Annotated in this window: 12 protein-coding genes and 3 pseudogenes; 13 read left to right on the top strand and 2 right to left on the bottom strand. The window is 49.5% G+C overall.

Annotation, left to right across the window (positions count from 1 at the left end; translation table 11 throughout):
• Positions 1 to 130 precede the first annotated feature (130 nt).
• From ACN084_RS03990 to metG, 5 genes are all read left to right on the top strand, one after another.
• Positions 131 to 1,963, top strand: a complete 1,833-nt coding sequence (locus ACN084_RS03990) for an acetolactate synthase large subunit (protein WP_419105968.1) — start codon at positions 131 to 133, stop codon at positions 1,961 to 1,963.
• A gap of 3 nt (positions 1,964 to 1,966) precedes the next feature.
• Positions 1,967 to 2,476, top strand: a complete 510-nt coding sequence (gene ilvN, locus ACN084_RS03985) for an acetolactate synthase small subunit (RefSeq protein WP_419101439.1) — start codon at positions 1,967 to 1,969, stop codon at positions 2,474 to 2,476.
• Positions 2,477 to 2,577: 101 nt separating this feature from the next.
• The gene (ilvC, locus tag ACN084_RS03980; protein WP_419105967.1) at positions 2,578 to 3,606 is read left to right on the top strand and encodes a ketol-acid reductoisomerase; all 1,029 of its coding nucleotides are present in this window, start codon (positions 2,578 to 2,580) and stop codon (positions 3,604 to 3,606) included.
• A gap of 297 nt (positions 3,607 to 3,903) precedes the next feature.
• Positions 3,904 to 5,499, top strand: coding sequence for a phosphoglycerate dehydrogenase (gene serA, locus ACN084_RS03975; protein ID WP_419105966.1), 1,596 nt, complete (start codon positions 3,904 to 3,906; stop codon positions 5,497 to 5,499).
• 156 nt (positions 5,500 to 5,655) lie between these two features.
• Positions 5,656 to 7,194 carry a methionine--tRNA ligase gene (metG, locus tag ACN084_RS03970; protein WP_419105965.1) on the top strand — a complete coding sequence of 513 codons (1,539 nt, stop codon included), beginning with the start codon at positions 5,656 to 5,658 and terminating at the stop codon, positions 7,192 to 7,194.
• An 86-nt stretch (positions 7,195 to 7,280) separates the two neighbouring features.
• Here metG and ACN084_RS03965 read toward each other — a convergent pair whose 3' ends face one another.
• Complete coding sequence (locus tag ACN084_RS03965) at positions 7,281 to 8,348, bottom strand: hypothetical protein (RefSeq protein WP_419105964.1); 1,068 nt, start codon at positions 8,346 to 8,348, stop codon at positions 7,281 to 7,283.
• Positions 8,349 to 8,449: 101 nt separating this feature from the next.
• Between ACN084_RS03965 and ACN084_RS03960 the strand changes: the two genes are divergently transcribed.
• The 5 genes and pseudogenes from ACN084_RS03960 to ACN084_RS03940 form a co-directional block, all read left to right on the top strand.
• Positions 8,450 to 9,424, top strand: a complete 975-nt coding sequence (locus ACN084_RS03960) for a hypothetical protein (RefSeq protein WP_419105963.1) — start codon at positions 8,450 to 8,452, stop codon at positions 9,422 to 9,424.
• A gap of 103 nt (positions 9,425 to 9,527) precedes the next feature.
• Positions 9,528 to 10,967, top strand: coding sequence for a threonine synthase (gene thrC / locus ACN084_RS03955; protein ID WP_419105962.1), 1,440 nt, complete (start codon positions 9,528 to 9,530; stop codon positions 10,965 to 10,967).
• Between the two features lie 108 nt (positions 10,968 to 11,075).
• Positions 11,076 to 12,140, top strand: a complete 1,065-nt coding sequence (locus ACN084_RS03950; protein ID WP_419105961.1) for a 3-isopropylmalate dehydrogenase — start codon at positions 11,076 to 11,078, stop codon at positions 12,138 to 12,140.
• 158 nt (positions 12,141 to 12,298) lie between these two features.
• Positions 12,299 to 13,399 (top strand): branched-chain amino acid aminotransferase, encoded by a 1,101-nt coding sequence (locus ACN084_RS03945; protein ID WP_419105960.1) that lies wholly within the window; start codon positions 12,299 to 12,301, stop codon positions 13,397 to 13,399.
• A gap of 252 nt (positions 13,400 to 13,651) precedes the next feature.
• Positions 13,652 to 14,734: pseudogene (locus ACN084_RS03940) on the top strand (pentapeptide repeat-containing protein); the annotation flags it as partial.
• On the opposite strand, the pseudogene ACN084_RS03935 reads toward ACN084_RS03940, so the two are convergent.
• Positions 14,672 to 14,800: pseudogene (locus ACN084_RS03935) on the bottom strand (hypothetical protein); the annotation flags it as partial. The pseudogenes ACN084_RS03940 and ACN084_RS03935 sit on opposite strands and share 63 nt — an antisense overlap.
• Here ACN084_RS03935 and ACN084_RS03930 point away from each other — a divergent pair.
• The 3 genes and pseudogenes from ACN084_RS03930 to ACN084_RS03920 form a co-directional block, all read left to right on the top strand.
• A pseudogene (locus ACN084_RS03930) lies at positions 14,747 to 15,088 on the top strand (pentapeptide repeat-containing protein); the annotation flags it as partial. The pseudogenes ACN084_RS03935 and ACN084_RS03930 overlap by 54 nt on opposite strands.
• Positions 15,089 to 15,436: 348 nt before the next feature.
• Positions 15,437 to 16,756: a pentapeptide repeat-containing protein gene (locus ACN084_RS03925; protein WP_419105959.1), complete on the top strand. Its 1,320-nt coding sequence runs from the start codon at positions 15,437 to 15,439 to the stop codon at positions 16,754 to 16,756.
• Between the two features lie 40 nt (positions 16,757 to 16,796).
• Positions 16,797 to 17,570, top strand: coding sequence for a fumarylacetoacetate hydrolase family protein (locus ACN084_RS03920; RefSeq protein WP_419105958.1), 774 nt, complete (start codon positions 16,797 to 16,799; stop codon positions 17,568 to 17,570).
• Positions 17,571 to 17,606 lie beyond the last annotated feature (36 nt).

The following is a 17,606-nucleotide window of genomic DNA, read 5'->3' as shown; positions in this document are numbered from 1 at the left end:
CTCCACTCAGGCGGAGGGTTTTTTCGTATCAGGAAAACACCAAAACCTCCTACGAACATGATCGGCAGACACACCCGTCAACGACCATGAAAAGCATCACCACCACTAAAACGTCAAAGGGCAAAAGAAAATGACCACGGGTCCATCGATGACACCAGCTGTACTCGCTCAAAACGTTGGCAAACACAACGACAGCACCGCAACCGAAACCCACACCGAACGCATGACCGGTTCACAAGCGATCATCCGCAGCCTCGAAAAACTCGGCGTAACCGACATCTTCGGCCTACCCGGAGGAGCCATCCTCCCCACCTACGACCCACTCTTTGACTCCACCCAAATTCGCCACATCCTCGTACGCCACGAACAAGGCGCAGGACACGCAGCCCAAGGATACGCACTATCCACCGGAAAAGTAGGAGTCTGCCTCGCCACCTCAGGCCCCGGAGCCACCAACCTCCTCACACCCATCGCCGACGCAAACATGGACTCCGTACCCATCGTCGCCATCACCGGACAAGTCTCAAGCTCCGTCATCGGCACCGACGCCTTCCAAGAAGCAGACATCGTCGGCATGACCATGCCCATCACCAAACACAGCTTCATGGTCCGTGACCCCCAAGAAATCCCACGCTGTATCGCCACCGCCTTCCACATCGCCTCCACCGGACGCCCCGGCCCCGTGCTCGTAGACATCACCAAAGACGCACAACAAGGCATGATGGACTTCTCATGGCCACCCACCGTCGAAATCCGCGGATACACACCCGTCACCCGCGGACACTCCAAACAAATCCGTGAAGCAGCAAAACTGCTCGCACAAGCACAACGCCCCGTACTCTACGTCGGCGGGGGAATGGTACGCGCCAACGCACCAGAAGAACTGCAACGCCTTGCAAAAAACACCCATGCACCCGTCGTCACCACACTCACCGCACGCGGCGCATACCCCGACTCCGACCCACAAAACCTCGGAATGCCCGGTATGCACGGCACCGTACCAGCTGTTACCGCACTCCAAAAAGCTGACGTACTGCTCTCACTCGGAGCGCGCTTCGACGACCGCGTCACCGGCGTCCTCTCATCCTTCGCACCCGAAGCGAAAGTCATTCATATCGACATCGACCCCGCCGAAATCTCAAAAATTCGTTACGCAGACGTACCCATCGTAGGAGACCTCGCACAAGTACTACCCGAACTCAACAGCCTCCTCGAAACCGACTACGCAACAGAACTCAGCACACTAGAACCCTGGTGGCAAACCCTCAACGCCCTCAAAGAAAACTACCCACTGGGATACACCACCACCGACGACGGACTCGGCTCACCCCAATACGCCATCGAACGCATATCAGCGTTGAGCGGACCCGACGCCTACTACGTTGCCGGTGTTGGGCAACACCAAATGTGGAGTGCCCACTTCCTCAAACACGAAAAACCCCGCCACTTCATCAATTCGGCAGGCCTCGGCACCATGGGCTACTCCGTGCCCGCCGCCATGGGCGTACAAGTAGCACACCCCGACGCAATCGTCTGGTCCATCGACGGAGACGGTTGCTTCCAAATGACCAACCAAGAACTAGCCACCTGCGCACAAAACAACATCCCCATCAAAGTTGCTATTATCAACAACTCCTCACTGGGCATGGTGCGCCAATGGCAAAACCTCTTCTACGACGGACGCTACTCGCACACCCACCTCAACACAGGCGCCGGCACCGTACGCATCCCAGACTTCGTCAAACTAGCAGAAGCCTACGGTTGCGCCGGACTACGCTGCGAATCAGACGCCGATGTTGATGCAACTATCCAACAGGCGCTTGACATCAACGACCGCCCCGTCGTCGTAGACTTTACCGTCAGCCCCGACGCCATGGTCTGGCCCATGGTGCCCACCGGAGTCTCCAACGACCTCATCCAAATCGCCAAAGACACCTCACCCATCTTTGAAAGAGAGGACTAAGCCATGAGCCGCCACACTTTCTCCGTCTTAGTTGAAGACAAACCCGGCGTGCTGGCACGAGTCTCCGGACTCTTCGCCCGAAGAATGTTCAACATTGAGTCCCTCGCCGTTGGTAATACAGAAGTTCCCGGCATCTCACGTATTACCATTGTGGTAGACGCCGAAGGAAACCTATTAGAGCAAGTGACCAAACAGCTCAATAAACTCATTCACGTCCTCAAAATTGTTGAACTCACACCAGAAACCTCAGTGCAACGAGACCACATCATGGTCAAAGTTAAAGCTGATGCGCAAACACGTCTGCAAGTCACCCAAGCAGCAGACCTCTTCCGCGCCCAAGTGGTTGACGTCTCTACAGAGTCCGTCATCATTGAAGCAACCGGATCCGCCGAAAAACTCGGTGCCCTACTCGACGTACTCGAACCTTTCGGCATTCGAGAAATTATCCGAGCCGGAACACTCGGACTCGCACGTGGGCCACGTTCCATGAGCGAAAAAGCCCTCAGAAGCTAAACCGCTCACCACCACGGGGCACACCCCGACATAAGTTTTTAGATACGACTGCTCAACACCAGAACAGTCACCACACACTAACACCAAGGAGAACACCTCTCATGGCAGCAAAAATCTTCTACAACGATGACGCAGACCTATCCATCATCCAAGGACGCTCCGTCGCCATCATCGGCTACGGCTCCCAAGGCCAAGCACACGCACAAAACCTGCGCGACTCCGGCGTCGACGTACGCATCGGACTCGCAGAAGGCTCCAAATCACGAGCCAAAGCAGAAGCAGAAGGCTTCACCGTCATGACCGTTGCAGAAGCAACCGCAGACGCAGACGTCATCATGATCCTCACCCCAGACCAAGTACAAGCACAGGTCTACACCCAAGACATCGAACCCAACCTCGAAGAAGGCGACGCACTCTTCTTCGCACACGGATTCAACATCCGATTCGGCTACATCCAAGCACCACAAGGCGTCGACGTCGCCATGGTCGCGCCCAAAGGCCCCGGACACACCGTACGCCGCGAATACGAAACCGGACGTGGCGTACCAGCACTCGTAGCCGTTGAAGTCAACGCATCCGGAACCGCCCAAGAACTAGCACTATCCTACGCAAAAGGCCTCGGCGCAACCCGTGCAGGCGTCATCGAAACCACCTTCACCGAAGAAACCGAAACCGACCTCTTCGGCGAACAAGCAGTACTCTGCGGCGGCGTATCACAACTGATCCAATACGGTTTTGAAACCCTCACCGAAGCCGGATACCAACCAGAAATCGCCTACTTTGAGGTCTGCCACGAACTCAAACTCATCGTTGACCTCATCAACGAAGGCGGAATCACCAAACAACGCTGGTCCTGCTCCGACACCGCAGAATACGGCGACTACGTCTCCGGCCCACGCGTCGTCACACCAGAAACCAAAGAACACATGAAAGCGGTGCTCAACGACATCCAAAACGGAACCTTCGCACAACGCTTCATGGACGACCAAGCCAACGGCGCACAAGAATTCCTCGAACTACGCGCCAAAGGCGAAGCTCACCCCATCGAAGCAACCGGACGTGAACTACGCAAACTCTTCTCATGGAACAAAGTCCAAGACGACTACACCGACGGAAGCACCCAACGCTAACACACCATAAACACCCCCAAAAGTAGAGCCGATGAGAGCCACCGCCCTCATCGGCTCTACTCATGGTCTTGGCAACATCCCACGTAACGGCTAAGACACAGTAGCACCATCAAGAAACTCAACGGTAAGATAGTCTACTAACCGGCGCTGTTGGCCGTCAGGGTGAACTGACAGCACCGCCTCCACAACAAACATGAGCGTAAAAGCTCACCAACATACCATGAGCGTTACCGCCGTATCGGGTGAACGGTACCGCCCCTTCAAGACTGCCTTGAATACCCCTTAAGGAACATTTTCGTGACTCATAAACCCGTCGTTCTCATCGCAGAAGAACTCTCCCCAGCAACCATCGAAGCACTCGGCCCCGACTTCAACATCCGAACCGTCGATGGAACCAACCGCCCTGAACTACTCAAAGCACTAGCCGACGTTGACGCCATCCTCATCCGCTCAGCAACCCACGTCGACGCCGAAGCCATCGCCGCCGGAAAACACCTCAAAGTGATTGCACGCGCCGGAGTAGGACTCGACAACGTCGACATCAAAGCAGCAACAGCCGCCGGCGTAATGGTCGTCAACGCACCCACCTCAAACGTCATCTCCGCCGCAGAACTCACCGTCGGACACATCCTCGGACTAGCACGCAACATCGCACCAGCGTCTGCCTCCATGAAAGAAGGCCAATGGAAGCGCTCGCAATATGCTGGTGTAGAACTTTACGAAAAGACCATTGGCATTATTGGTTTGGGACGTATCGGCAGTCTGGTTGCAGAACGTCTTAAAGGTTTTGGCACCGAATTAATCGCGTACGATCCATTTGTGACCTCTTCTCGTGCAGCAACAATGGGTGTTGAACTGGTTGAGCTAGATGAACTATTAGAGCGTGCTGACTTTTTGACGATTCACATGCCACGTACACCAGAGACTATGGGCATGATTAATGAGCAGTCTTTTAAGAAGATGAAGAACACCGCCTACGTCATTAACGTTGCTCGTGGTGGGCTTATTGATGAGGCTGCGTTAGATGCTGCCTTGCGTTCTGGTCAGATTGCTGGTGCCGCTATTGACGTGTTCGTGAAAGAACCTGCAAAGAACGTTCCGTTTATTGAGTTGCCGAACGTGGTGTGTACCCCGCATTTGGGTGCGTCTACCGCTGAGGCTCAAGAAAAAGCTGGTGTGTCGGTGGCTCGTTCGGTGCGTCTTGCGCTTGAAGGTGACCTTGTGCCTGACGCTGTTAACGTTGCCGGTGGCGCTATTGATAAGGATGTGCGCCCAGGTGTGCCTTTGGCTGAGAAGCTTGGGCGTATTGTGACGGCGCTTAGCAGTGGTGAGGCGATGACTCATGTTGAGGTTAAGATTGCTGGAGAAATTGCTACAAAAGATGTGACTTCGTTGAAGCTTTCGGCGTTGAAGGGTGTCTTCACTGATGTTGTTTCGGAGAAGGTGTCTTATGTGAATGCGCCGATGATTGCTCAACAACGTGGTATTGAGGTGGAGCTTACTACTACGGAGGAGACAGAATACTTCCGTAATGAGACGATTCTTTCGGCGGTACTTGCATCAGGTAGCACTGTTAAAGTTTCGGGTACGGTTACTGGTCCTAAACTTGTTGAGAAGCTGACAAATATTGGTGGCTATGACCTTGAGATTCCGATTACGGATTATATGCTCATCCTTGAGTATGAAGATCGCCCAGGCATGATTGCTGCGATGGGTACGCTTTTGGGTACGGCGTCAATCAATATTGCTGGTATGCAGGTCTCTCGTGGGGATAAGGGTGATCAGGCGGTGGCTGTGTTGGCGCTTGATTCTGCTCCTAGTGCAGAAGTGGTCAATAGCATTAAGAATATTGTGAATGCTTCACGTGCTGCGTGTGTGAACCTTGCACAATAGCTAAGCGTTAGCAGTAGAAGGGGGTGGGCACCATTTTGGGTGTTCACCCCTTCTTTGTGTTGGTGCTGTTTTATATTGATGTGAATTATGGGCTATTTATGGATAAAGACTGTGAAAAGTTCCGTTTTATCTGTAGCGCCATATAAAGTAATGGGTATGAGTTCAACCCCGTATTACATCACCACTGCTATTGCTTACCCGAATGGTGACCCTCATATTGGTCACGCATACGAACATATTGCTACTGACGCCATGGCGCGTTTTAAACGTCTTGACGGTTATGACGTCCGTTTTTTGACTGGTACTGATGAGCACGGTCAGAAGATGCAGACTACTGCAGCTAAGCTTGGTATGAGCGCTAAAGAGCTTGCTGATCAGAACGCTATTCGTTTCCGTGCGATGGACGATATGATGGGCATTTCGTATGACCGTTATATTCGTACTACTGACGCAGACCATTATGAGGCTTCACAGGCTATTTGGAAGCGTATGGAAGCAAATGGCGATATTTATCTTGATAAATATGCTGGCTGGTATTCTGTGCGTGATGAAGCCTATTATGCGGAGGACGAGACGGAGCTTCGTGACGGTCAGCGTTATGCGAAGACGACTGGCACTGAGGTGGAGTGGACGGAAGAAGAGTCGTATTTCTTCCGCTTGTCTAAGTATCAGGATCGTTTGCTTGAACTATATGAGAATGAAGGTTTTATTTATCCTGAGACTCGTCGTAATGAGCTAGCAAGCTTTATTCGTGGGGGATTGAACGATCTTTCTATTTCTCGTACAACTTTTGACTGGGGTGTTCCTGTCCCCGGTAATGATCGACATGTGATGTATGTGTGGGTTGACGCTCTCACCAACTATTTGACGGGTGTAGGTTTCCCCGATGTTGATAGTGAGATGTTCACAAAGTATTGGCCTGCTAACGTTCACATGATTGGTAAGGACATTTCTCGTTTCCACGCTATTTATTGGCCTGCTTTCTTGTGGTCTGCTGGTATTGAGCTACCACAGCGTGTCTTTGCGCACGGGTTCTTGCTCGTTGATGGTGAGAAAATGTCGAAGTCTGTTGGTAATGTGGTTGGTCCAGCTGATTTGGTGAAGACGTTTGGTCTTGACCCGTTCCGTTTCTTCTTGTTGCGTGAGGTGTCTTTCGGTCAGGACGGCTCGTATTCTCCTGAGGCGATTAAGAACCGTATTAACGCTGATTTGGCGAATGATTTAGGAAACTTGGCGCAGCGTTCTTTGTCGATGATTGCAAAGAATTGTGGCGGTTGTGTTCCTGAATTTGGTGAGTTCTCGGATACTGACCAGAAGATGCTTGATGATGCTGCTGCTTTGTATGAGAGTGTGCGTGCTGATTTTGAGGAGCAGGCTTTCCACCGTGCGTTGGAGAGTATCTGGAAAGTTGTTGCTGATTGTAACCGTTATTTCACTGCTGAAGAGCCGTGGAAGTTGAAGAAGACTGACCCTCAACGCATGAACACTGTTTTGTATGTGACTGCTGAGACGTTGCGTCGTGTGGCGTTGTTGGTTCAGCCGGTGATGCCAGAGTCGATGTCTAAAATGCTTGACCTTTTGGGTGTTGCTGAGTCGGAGCGTACTTTTAGTTTCTTTGATCAGGCGCTGGTTGCTGGTGCGCAGTTGCCGAAGCCTTCTCCTGTGTTCCCTCGTTACGAGGATGATAAAGAGTAAAGTGCTGGCGATAGAAAGCTCGTAGAAAGTATGGTGTCTCTCATGTTCTAGAACATGAGAGACACCATACTTTTAATATGTGGGGTTTAGGCGCTAAACCATTTGAGTTCGGTGACTACAGCTTGAATTTGTCGGGCTAATGCGAGATAGCCCCAGCCGTTGAGGTGAATACCGTCGGTGGCGTAGAGGGAGCGGGGGAGTCTGCCTTGTTGGTAGTCGTCGGCGTCTTCTTTGGTGTTCCACACCCCAGAGCCGTTCAAGTCGCCGTAGCGTAGCCATGGTTGTTGGGTGACTTCTCGTAGGTATTCTTGGGGGTTGATGAATGCGTTACCGTAGGTTTGACGTCCCCACTCGTTGTATGCGCGAACTGCTTTGGCTCGCCCTGAGTCGGGGCCGTCTCCATCTACCGCGAAATGCCCGAGAATGATGGTGCGTTCTGGTGCCATATCAACAGCGAGTTGGGTGTGTTCTTTGATGCGGTCGAGTTCGGTGATGTTGTTGCGTCCTATTTGCACAAGGTGGTGTGATGAATAAGAAATCATCTGCTGGTAGGAGGAAAATACTGAGGCTTTAGCTACTGTTGCGGGTGCGTAGCGTGGTTCTCCGGCGATGGTGCGTGTGAACGTATATGAGCCGGGTGCGCCTTTGATGGCTTGTAGTGTGCCGGGGATGTCTTGAACATAGCCGGGGTAGTAGGAGGCGTCATTCCATTCGATGGCGGTAGATTCTGTTTGTTGTACGGTGACGGAACCTTCTGCGGGGATGAGGTCTTCAGGGAATTTGAGTGTCATGGTGAACTGTGGTGAACCTCGACGCGCCAGAATGTTGGTGGAGGTTTCGGATCCTTGACCAAAGTTGAGGACGGGTACTTGAAGGTATCGGGTGAGTAGGGTGCTCAGGCGCACGTCGTAACCGGCAACAACACCTTCTGTGGCTCGTGCCCCCTCAATAGAGGAGCTACCCCATAACGCTAAGGAGGGTCCTGCAATAGCCGGATAGATGAACTTCTCAGGGAAGTTGTGTGCCGTAGGTGCAGCTTGTGCGGGTGCAACGCTGCGGGCTGTGAGAACAGTTGCCCCAGCGACAGCACCGCCTAGTGCGCCCATACGGAACAAACCTCGACGAGAGGACGAAAAATCTGGTGTATTGTGCATAAGTATTGCCTAAAGCACCCTTTCTATGGGTGTGAGTAGTATATTTCTGAATGAGTTTGTCACTATACTAAGATAGTAAAAATTTTTGAGAGTGAGTGAGCGTGTCCCAAAAACCTAAGACTTCACAACGAAGCCTTATCATCCTGTCTACTATTGTACTAACGGTTTTAACTGGTTGTACACCGCCACCACAAAATTTTGAAGAACTGAAATATACTCCAGCTCAAGAAGAACACCTCAACGAACTTAAAGAGTGGATTTTCCCTCCTCAAGAAGCAGAACAGGCACGCCGTAAATTTACGGCACGATGCGTGCAAGCACGTGGCGGAGTATACGAAGAACCAGCACGAGAATACCAACTTAAAATATCTTTTGCTGGGGGACTGACCGCACAAGAAATTAGCGAACGTGGCTACCGTCCAAGCTCACAAGAATTAGCGCAAGCACACTATGATACGGCTGGTAAAGCAGCATTCTTTGGGGACGCTCAAAATGGTACGGTTAGCACCGATTTTATGGATTATCACAGTGGGGATATTCCTCGTGATGGGTGCATGGCGCAAAGCTACCAGTATATTTATGGCACTGTTCAAGATGGCATGAATGTTGCCTTATTAGCACCTACTTTTGCGCAGACTATTCGTGATGATGTCCATCAGGATAAGGACTATCAAAAACTGGTGGAACAGTGGTCTGCGTGCATGGAAAAAGCTGGGTATGCTGATTTGCATACGGTAGAGGCTGCAGAAGATGTAGCGTCTTCTAGTACTGAGCAGCAACAAAAAGATATTGCGCAAGCTGACGCCCGATGCCGTACTGATATTAGTTATGATCAGAAAACTCATGATATTGAGAATGGGTATTATGAGGCGGTGTATCAGCGTCTTAAGCAGGTGTCTTCTCAGATTAAAAAGATTCACCAGCGAGCGTTAGAGAATGTTGCTCATGACCGTGAGAATCCTCAGAACTCTTCTCCGATTGAACAGCCTTCTCCAACGCCAAGTAGCAGCATGACAGATACTACGGCACAGCCTGATACTGCCTCAGCGGGCGCTTCTGCTACTGCACATGGTTAGCATCTCTTGTGAGGGCGTGTAACCTCACGACATGCAACGCAATATCTCACTGATAGAGATAAGAGAACCCATAAACCTGATAAAAACCCCTAGACTTGAGATTATGCAGTACATATCGACGCGAGATACCACTCGAACTCCTGCCCGTTTTACCGATATTCTTCTTAGCGGGCTAGCACCTGATGGTGGGCTTTACCTACCCACCGAATACCCACAGCTTGATGATGCCACCTTGACTCGTTGGCGTACCGTCCTTAACGCTGAAGGGTATGCGGCACTTGCTGCTGAGGTGCTTCTACTGTTTGTGGACGATATTCCTGCCAAGGATCTTCGTGCTATCACAGCCCGCGCCTACACGTATCCTAAGTTTTCTGATGAGCAGATTGTTCCTGTCTCCACGTTAGAAGACGGTATTTTCTTGGGGCATTTGTCTCAGGGGCCAACGGCGGCGTTTAAAGATATGGCAATGCAACTTTTGGGTGAGCTTTTTGAATATGAGCTTGCACGCCGTGGCGAACGCATGAGCATTGTGGGCGCAACCTCGGGGGATACGGGTTCTTCTGCCGAGTATGCGATGCGTGGGCGTGAGAACATTAACGTTTTTATGCTGACTCCTGCTGGACGTATGACAGAGTTTCAGCAGGCTCAAATGTTTGGTCTTGATGAGCCGAACATTTTTAATATTGCGCTCGATGGTGTTTTTGATGATTGTCAGGATATTGTCAAAGCAATTTCTGCTGACGCACCGTTCAAAGAGAAGTACCGTATTGGTGCGGTCAATTCGATTAACTGGGCTCGTCTTCTGGCTCAGATTGTGTACTACGTTTCGTGTTGGATTCGCCTCACCGACCAGAACACTGAGCGTGTTTCGTTCTGTGTACCAACCGGTAATTTTGGTGATATTTGTGCCGGTCATATTGCCCGTCAGATGGGGCTACCTATTGACCGCCTTATCGTTGCAACCAACGAGAATGACGTATTAGACGAGTTTTTCCGTACGGGGCAGTACCGTGTGCGTTCTTCGGCTGATACGTATAAGACCTCTAGCCCGTCGATGGATATTTCTCGGGCATCAAACTTTGAGCGTTTCATCTTTGACGTGTTGGGCCGTGACGCGGCAAGGGTCGGGGAATTATTTGGTACGGCTGTTGCTTCTGGCGGCTTCTGCCTTGCTGATGATGAGGCGTTCTCTGAGGTGAGTGGCCGTTATGGTTTCCTTTCTGGGAAGTCTACTCATGAGGATCGTATTGCGGTGATTCGTGATTGTTATGAACGCTACGGTGTGCTGCTTGACCCTCATACGGCAGACGGTGTGAAGGTTGCTCGCGGGCTTCGTGAGCAGGTGCCTACTCCGATTGTGTGCCTTGAGACGGCGTTGCCGGTGAAGTTTGCTGAAACGATTTATGAGGCGACTGGTACGGAGCCGGAGGTTCCTGAACGTTTTGCCTCTATTCTTGAGGCTGAGCGTCGCGTGAAGGATATGCCGTGTAGCGTTCAGGCGGTGCAGGAGTATATTGTGCAGTGTATTGGTACTGATTTTTAGGGTGTAGTTTTTACTTCGTGTGGGTGCGCCGGTTCGTGCTGTTTCATATTATGAAACGTTGGGTGGGTATTCTGCCATGCTACGAACCGGCGTACTACTTTAAGTAGTATGACTGAACAACGCACCCTCAACCTTGCGATTATTCCGGGCGACGGTATCGGCCCAGAAATTGTGGCACAAGCAGAACGCGTCCTTGACGCTGTTGCTACACGAGACGGTTTTGCCCTCACCAAAACTACGTATTCTTTAGGTGCAGAGCATTGGCTCGCCACCGGCGAAACTCTCACTGATGAGACGTTGACGCAACTAGGTGGGCATGATGCGATTCTTTTTGGTGCGGTAGGTGCCGACCCTCGTTCTGCTCAGGTGCCTTCTGGGCTGATTGAACGTGAGATTCTCCTAAAATTACGGTTTTCGTTTGACCATTTTATTAATCTGCGCCCTTCACGACTATTTGCGGGTGTGAGCTCTCCTTTAGCTGACCCTGGTGACATTGATTTTGTGGTGGTACGTGAAGGCACTGAAGGCCCGTATGTGGGTAATGGTGGTGTGATTCGTGCTGGTACGGATGCTGAGATTGCAACCGAAGTGTCGGTAAATACGGCGTATGGTGTGCAACGGCTAATGCGTTATGCCTTTGAACTGGCGACACGGCGTGAACGCAAGAAGCTGACGCTGGTGCATAAGAATAATGTGCTGGTGCATGCTGGCGGTTTATACACTCGCACTTTAGAACAGTTGAGTGCCGAATACCCGCAGGTGAGCGTGGATTATTGCCATGTGGATGCGGCAACTATCTTTTTGACAACTGACCCGTCACGTTTTGATGTGATAGTAACCGATAACCTTTTTGGTGATATTTTGACTGATCAGGCTGGTGCTATTACCGGCGGTATTGGGTATGCTGCGTGCGGAAATATTAATGCTTCGGGGCAGTACCCGTCCATGTTTGAGCCGGTGCATGGTTCTGCACCAGATATTGCGGGGCAGAATGTTGCGAACCCTACGGCAACGATTCTTGCTGCTGCCATGTTGTTACGCCATGTTGGGTTAGAGGATTCTGCGGTGCGTATTGAACGGGCAGTGGAGCATGACTTGGCAGAACATGCTGGTCGGGCCCGTAGCACGGATGTGATTGGTGCAGATATTGTGACGGCTTTAGAGAAAATCTAGTGTTGAGTAGGTGCGGTGTGCTTTGATAGAGAGAACACACCGTATGTGAGGCACTTCGCACAGGGCGTCCTCCGCTTGTGAAGAACTTACAACCCCTCACACGAGCAGGCTAACTGCCGGTGTGGCATGAAGAATAATTTGAGAGAAGAGAAATGACGATGTCTTTAACTTTTAGTGTTGAACCCAACCCTTCACCAGCTACCGAAGCTGACCGCGAAAAAGTCTTCGCTAACCCTGGTTTTGGTGACTTTTTCTCTGACCACATGGTCAGCATTGACTGGAAAGGCACATATGCTGACGGCGGCGAGTGGTCTAACGCGCGGGTGAGCGCGTACGAGCCGTTGAGCCTTGACCCTGCTTCTTGTGTGTTGCATTATGGGCAAGAAATTTTTGAGGGTGTTAAAGCGTACCGTCATGCGGATGGTTCTATTTGGACGTTCCGCCCGCAAGTTAATGCTCAGCGTTTGCAGCGTTCTGCTCGTCGCCTTGCCATGCCAGAACTGCCCGAAGAGCTTTTTGTAGAGTCTTTGAAACAGTTGGTGAGTATTGACCGTGAGTGGGTTCCTCGCGGTGAGGGCGAGGCGTTTTATTTGCGTCCGTTCATGATTTCTACCGAGGCGTATTTGGGTGTTCGCCCTGCCCATGAGGTGAAGTATTTGGTGATTGGCTCTCCGGTGGGTAACTATTTTGGTACGGTTGCGCCGGTTGATATTTGGTTGTCTACCGAGTATGCGCGTGCTGGTGTGGGTGGTACGGGTGCTGCTAAGTGTGGCGGTAACTATGCTGCGTCGTTGATTGCTCAGCTTGAGGGTGAACAGCATGGTTGCAAGCAGGTCATTTTTAAAGATTCTCACCGTGATGATGCGATTGAGGAGCTGGGTGGCATGAACGTGTTCTTTGTTTTTGGTGATGAGAATAAGCTGGTGACCCCTGAGCTGACGGGCACCATTCTTGAGGGTGTGACTCGTCAGTCGATTATTCAGTTGGCGAAGGACCGTGGCATGACGGTGGAGGAGCGTAAGTTTACTCTTGATCAGTGGCGTGAGGGTGTTGCTTCTGGCGCTATTTCTGAGATTTTTGCGTGTGGTACTGCTGCGGTGATTTCTCCTGTGGGTGCGTTGAAGTCTGCTGATGGTGTGATTGCTGCCCCTGGTGATGGTGCTGCTGGTGAGGTGACGTTGAGTTTGCGTCAGGAGCTGGTGGGTATTCAGACTGGTGTGGTTGAGGACCGTCATGGTTGGTTAACACGTTTGGTGTAACACCCAAAAAATAGTAGTAGCATCCTTCTTCTTGGGGAGGGTGTTGTGTGAGGTTTGTGGTGTGTTCTTGTGACTGAAGGGGTGGCAAGGGCACACCACATTTTTATGCGTCATATTGGTGAAAATATGTGGTGTTTTTGCTGGTGGTGGGCGATAATTATTTCTAGTTCATAATTTTGATAATAAATACATCTGTAGCATTGGTTTGTCTGGACTAGTGCTTGGAAAGAAGTAACTACGAGAGACATACATATGAGTAAAGAGTCAAAACAAACTAAGGATATAAAAAACCAGAAGAAGCAAAATATACCTTTTGCTTATCTTCTTATATCTATTAATACTGCTCTATTTTTAGTGTTTATTATTTCATGTTTTTCAAAAAAAATATTTTGGGAACTTGATTATAACGATAAAAATAATTTCATATACCTAATAATGGTAGGAGCTACGTCTTTCCTATTTTCTTATCTTCATTTTCTCATTATTACCTGTCTATCTTGTAAAAGAGTCTCGGGAAAGATGTTTTACGTTTATATCCCTGTGATAATGTCTATTTTTAATTCGTTCTTTATTTTGACTAACTTCACTGTGCTGGGTTCTATGGTTACTATGTTGGGTACTATATATCCTATAATTGAACTGATTTATAAACATCTAGGTTTGGAGGATAAAAAAAATACAGAACAAGGACGAATGGAATCTGAATACAAGATAGAACAAGGACGAAATGAAATAGAGAACGCTCGGCGCGATAACGAGACGATTAAAGATCTCAATGAGCGTTTGCATGAGATTCTAAAAAATAGGCATAGCACCGATGAGAATGTGCGCACTTCAAGCTACTTCCAGTTAGCTGGGCTGTACAAAAACTGGGGGTTACTGGGTGAGAACTCTGAAATTATTGAGGCTCAGCGGAAGGTTCAGCAGAAAAATATTTTGAAGCTGATTTTTGGTACAGTTTCGCAGAGGGAAGAACAAGAGCAAAAGAAGAATGCTCGTTCTTTTCTTGAAATAACGACTTTGAATTCTGTTATTGCTGATATTTTCCCGAAGGTCAGTGATACTGATGAGTATAAGGAGTCTTTTGAGCCTTTTGACTTACAGTATGCTGATTTGTCGGGGTTGAACTTTGATGGTGTGGTTTTTCCTGTGGGGTCTAATTTATCTTATGCAGATTTAACTAGCGCAAACTTTTCTGGGGCGCACCTTTCTGGGGCAAGCTTTCAGACCGCAAACCTTCAGACCGCAAACCTTCAGGCCGCAAACCTTCAGACCGCAAACCTTCAGACCGCAAACCTTCAGGCCGCAAACCTTCAGCATGCAGACCTTCAGCATGCAGACCTTCAGCATGCAGACCTTCAACACGCAAAACTTTGGGGCACAAACCTCTGGCGCGCACACCTTCAGGGTGCAAGACTTCAGGGTGCAGGCCTTCAGAACGCAAACCTTCAGAGTGTAAGACTTCAGTACGCAGACCTTCAGGGCGCAAATCTTCAGGGCGCAAATCTTCATAAGGCAGAAAAACTTACTGCTGAGCAACTTGCGCAAGCGCAGAATATCGAATCTATCAAATCTATCGAAACGCGAGAATGGAATGTGTTGACTGGCGAATACGGCAAAGAGGACCAAGCTCTCAAAAACCTCATTCAAGAAGCCTTAGAAATCCAAAAACAACATAAAAATATTTAGAACTAATACCTACAGGAAAACTCTAATATGAATGCTAAAACTTCTAGAAAAAATATCTATAAAAGTAGAAAAAATTCTTCTCGTTATCTAAGATTTTTTTATCTGGTTCTATTTCTTATAGGAGGAATATGGGTATTCTCTAGTAGGGGTGGAGAAGTTCTAAAGTGGTGGTCTGACCTGGTGTTTTGGTTTATTGACAATAGTATTTGGATGTTTATTGCTGTATGTCTTGTAGCGCTAACGTTAATACTTCGTAAGTTCATTTTATTTCTTAAGAAAAGATTATCATCATCCGATGTTTTTTATTCGGTTCTATCCTGTGTTAATGGAATTCTTATAGGGGGAATATTGGTATTCTCTAATAGGGGTGGAGAAGGTCGAAATCTATGGCTTGGCTGGGTTGTTGTTGGGGTCTTTGCTGCTATAGGAATTGCAGTGCAACTGGTTTTGATTTTATGTATTAAAGACCAAATAATTAATTATATCGGTAAAATTATTTACCATATAGTTCCTCTGTTCACTTTTATTATTTCTATCGGTATTTGGGTGCTCATTTGGGCAACCGCTGAAGGCAATGAACAGTGGCGTGACGTGCGCCAAGGGATTCTTACTGTATTTGCTGGTCTTATCGGCGTTATCGGTGCTTTTGCAACCCTCGCTGTAAACTACGAAAACCACGAACAAAACCGAAACATCATAACTGTTAAAGACCTCAATGAGCGTTTGCATGAAATTCTCAAAAATAGGCATAATAGTGAGGATAATAATGCGCGTGCTTCGAGCTACTTTCAACTAGCTGGGCTGTATAAAGACTGGGGGCTATTGGGGGAGAATTCTGAAATTATTAAGAAGCAACGGAATACTCAGCAGAAGTACATTCTCAAGCTGATTTTTGGTACTGTTCCACAGAAAGAACAAGAACAAAAGAAGAGCACTCGTTCTCTTCTTGAAATAACGACTTTGAACTCTGTTATTGCTGATATTTTTCCGAGGGTCAGTGATACTGATGAGCACAAGAAGTCTTTTGAGTCTTTTGATTTGCAGTATGCGGATTTATCGGGGCTGACCTTCGATGGTGTGTTTTTTCCTAAGTATTCTAATTTATCTCATGCGGATTTAACTAGAGCAAACCTTCAGAACGCATACCTTCAGAACGCATACCTTCAGCACGCATACCTTCAGCACGCAAAACTTCAGGAAGCAGACCTCTGGGGCGCAAACCTTCAGAACGCAGACCTTCAGAACGCATACCTTCAGCACGCATACCTTCAGCACGCAAAACTTCAGCACGCAAACCTTCAGACAGCAAACCTCTGGGGTGCAAACCTTCAGACAGCAAACCTCTGGGGCGCAAACCTTCAGAACGCAAAGCTTTTGGAGACAAACCTTCAGAACGCAAACCTTCAGAACGCAAACCTTCAGAACGCAAACCTTCGGTACGCAGACCTTCAGCACGCAATACTTCAGAACGCACACCTCTATGGAAGGGCAGAACAACTTACCTCTAAACGGCTCGCGCAAGCTCGGAGCGTCGAATCTATCGAAATACGAGAATGCGATTGGCATACCAACAAATACGGCAAAGAAGACCACGCTCTCAAAAACCTCATCCAAGAAGCCCTAAAAATTCAAGAAGAACAGAAGAATAATCCTCCTCAAAACTCGTAGCACTATGCGCACGCGCCCCAAACGCGGTAGCCTATAAACTATGCGCATTGCTCGATACACCAAAGAAGACCAACTACACTTCGGCGTCGTAGAAGGCGCCGAAGGAGAAGAAACCATCACCGAACTCCTCGGAGACCCGTTCTACCGCGGAATCGAACGCTCTAACACCAGCTACCCGCTTCAAGACGTTCGCCTACTCTCACCCATCATTCCGCGTTCCAAAATCATCGGCGCCGCCCGAAACTGGCACGACCACGCCACCGAACTCGGCAACAACACCCCCACCAGCCCTCAATTCTTCCTCAAGCCCAATACTTCCGTCATTGGCCCTTCAGACCCCATCACCTTGCCAGAATGGTCCGAAGACGTCTCCTACGAAGGGGAGCTCGCCATCATCATTGGGCGTATCGCCAAATCTGTCACCCCAGAACGTGTACGTGACGTCATCTTCGGATACACCGTCGCTAACGACCTCACCGCACGCGACGTACAACAAACCGACCTGCAATGGGTGCGCGCCAAAGGATTCGACGGCTCCTGCCCACTCGGCCCATGGATCGAAACCGACCTCGACCCAGACGCACTCTCCATCAAAACGTGGATTGACGGAGACCTCAAACAAGACGGCACCACCGCAGACATGATTTTCTCAGCCACAGAACTCGTCTGCGCAGCATCCGAAATGTTCACGCTCCTACCCGGCGACGTCATCCTCAGCGGAACACCCGAAGGAGTTGGCACCTTGCACGAAGGAAACGAAATTGAGATTGAAGTCGAAGGTATCGGCTCACTGATTAACATCGTTCGCCGCTAACACGCACTGTTCGCGGTATATTCACCATCTTGTATC

It is taken from the genome of Rothia sp. P7208, from assembly GCF_048512915.1.
Lineage (GTDB): Bacteria > Actinomycetota > Actinomycetes > Actinomycetales > Micrococcaceae > Rothia.
This window is presented reverse-complemented; position numbering and strand designations above follow the sequence as displayed.

Excerpts from the sequence above, each read along its gene's own strand:
- ACN084_RS03965 (WP_419105964.1), bottom strand. The coding sequence starts at position 8,348 with ATGCACAATACACCAGATTTTTCGTCCTCTCGTCGAGGTTTGTTCCGT.
- ACN084_RS03920 (WP_419105958.1), top strand. The coding sequence starts at position 16,797 with ATGCGCATTGCTCGATACACCAAAGAAGACCAACTACACTTCGGCGTC.
- metG (WP_419105965.1), top strand. The coding sequence starts at position 5,656 with ATGAGTTCAACCCCGTATTACATCACCACTGCTATTGCTTACCCGAAT.
- ilvC (WP_419105967.1), top strand. The coding sequence starts at position 2,578 with ATGGCAGCAAAAATCTTCTACAACGATGACGCAGACCTATCCATCATC.
- ACN084_RS03945 (WP_419105960.1), top strand. The coding sequence starts at position 12,299 with ATGTCTTTAACTTTTAGTGTTGAACCCAACCCTTCACCAGCTACCGAA.
- ACN084_RS03990 (WP_419105968.1), top strand. The coding sequence starts at position 131 with ATGACCACGGGTCCATCGATGACACCAGCTGTACTCGCTCAAAACGTT.
- ACN084_RS03950 (WP_419105961.1), top strand. The coding sequence starts at position 11,076 with ATGACTGAACAACGCACCCTCAACCTTGCGATTATTCCGGGCGACGGT.
- thrC (WP_419105962.1), top strand. The coding sequence starts at position 9,528 with ATGCAGTACATATCGACGCGAGATACCACTCGAACTCCTGCCCGTTTT.
- ilvN (WP_419101439.1), top strand. The coding sequence starts at position 1,967 with ATGAGCCGCCACACTTTCTCCGTCTTAGTTGAAGACAAACCCGGCGTG.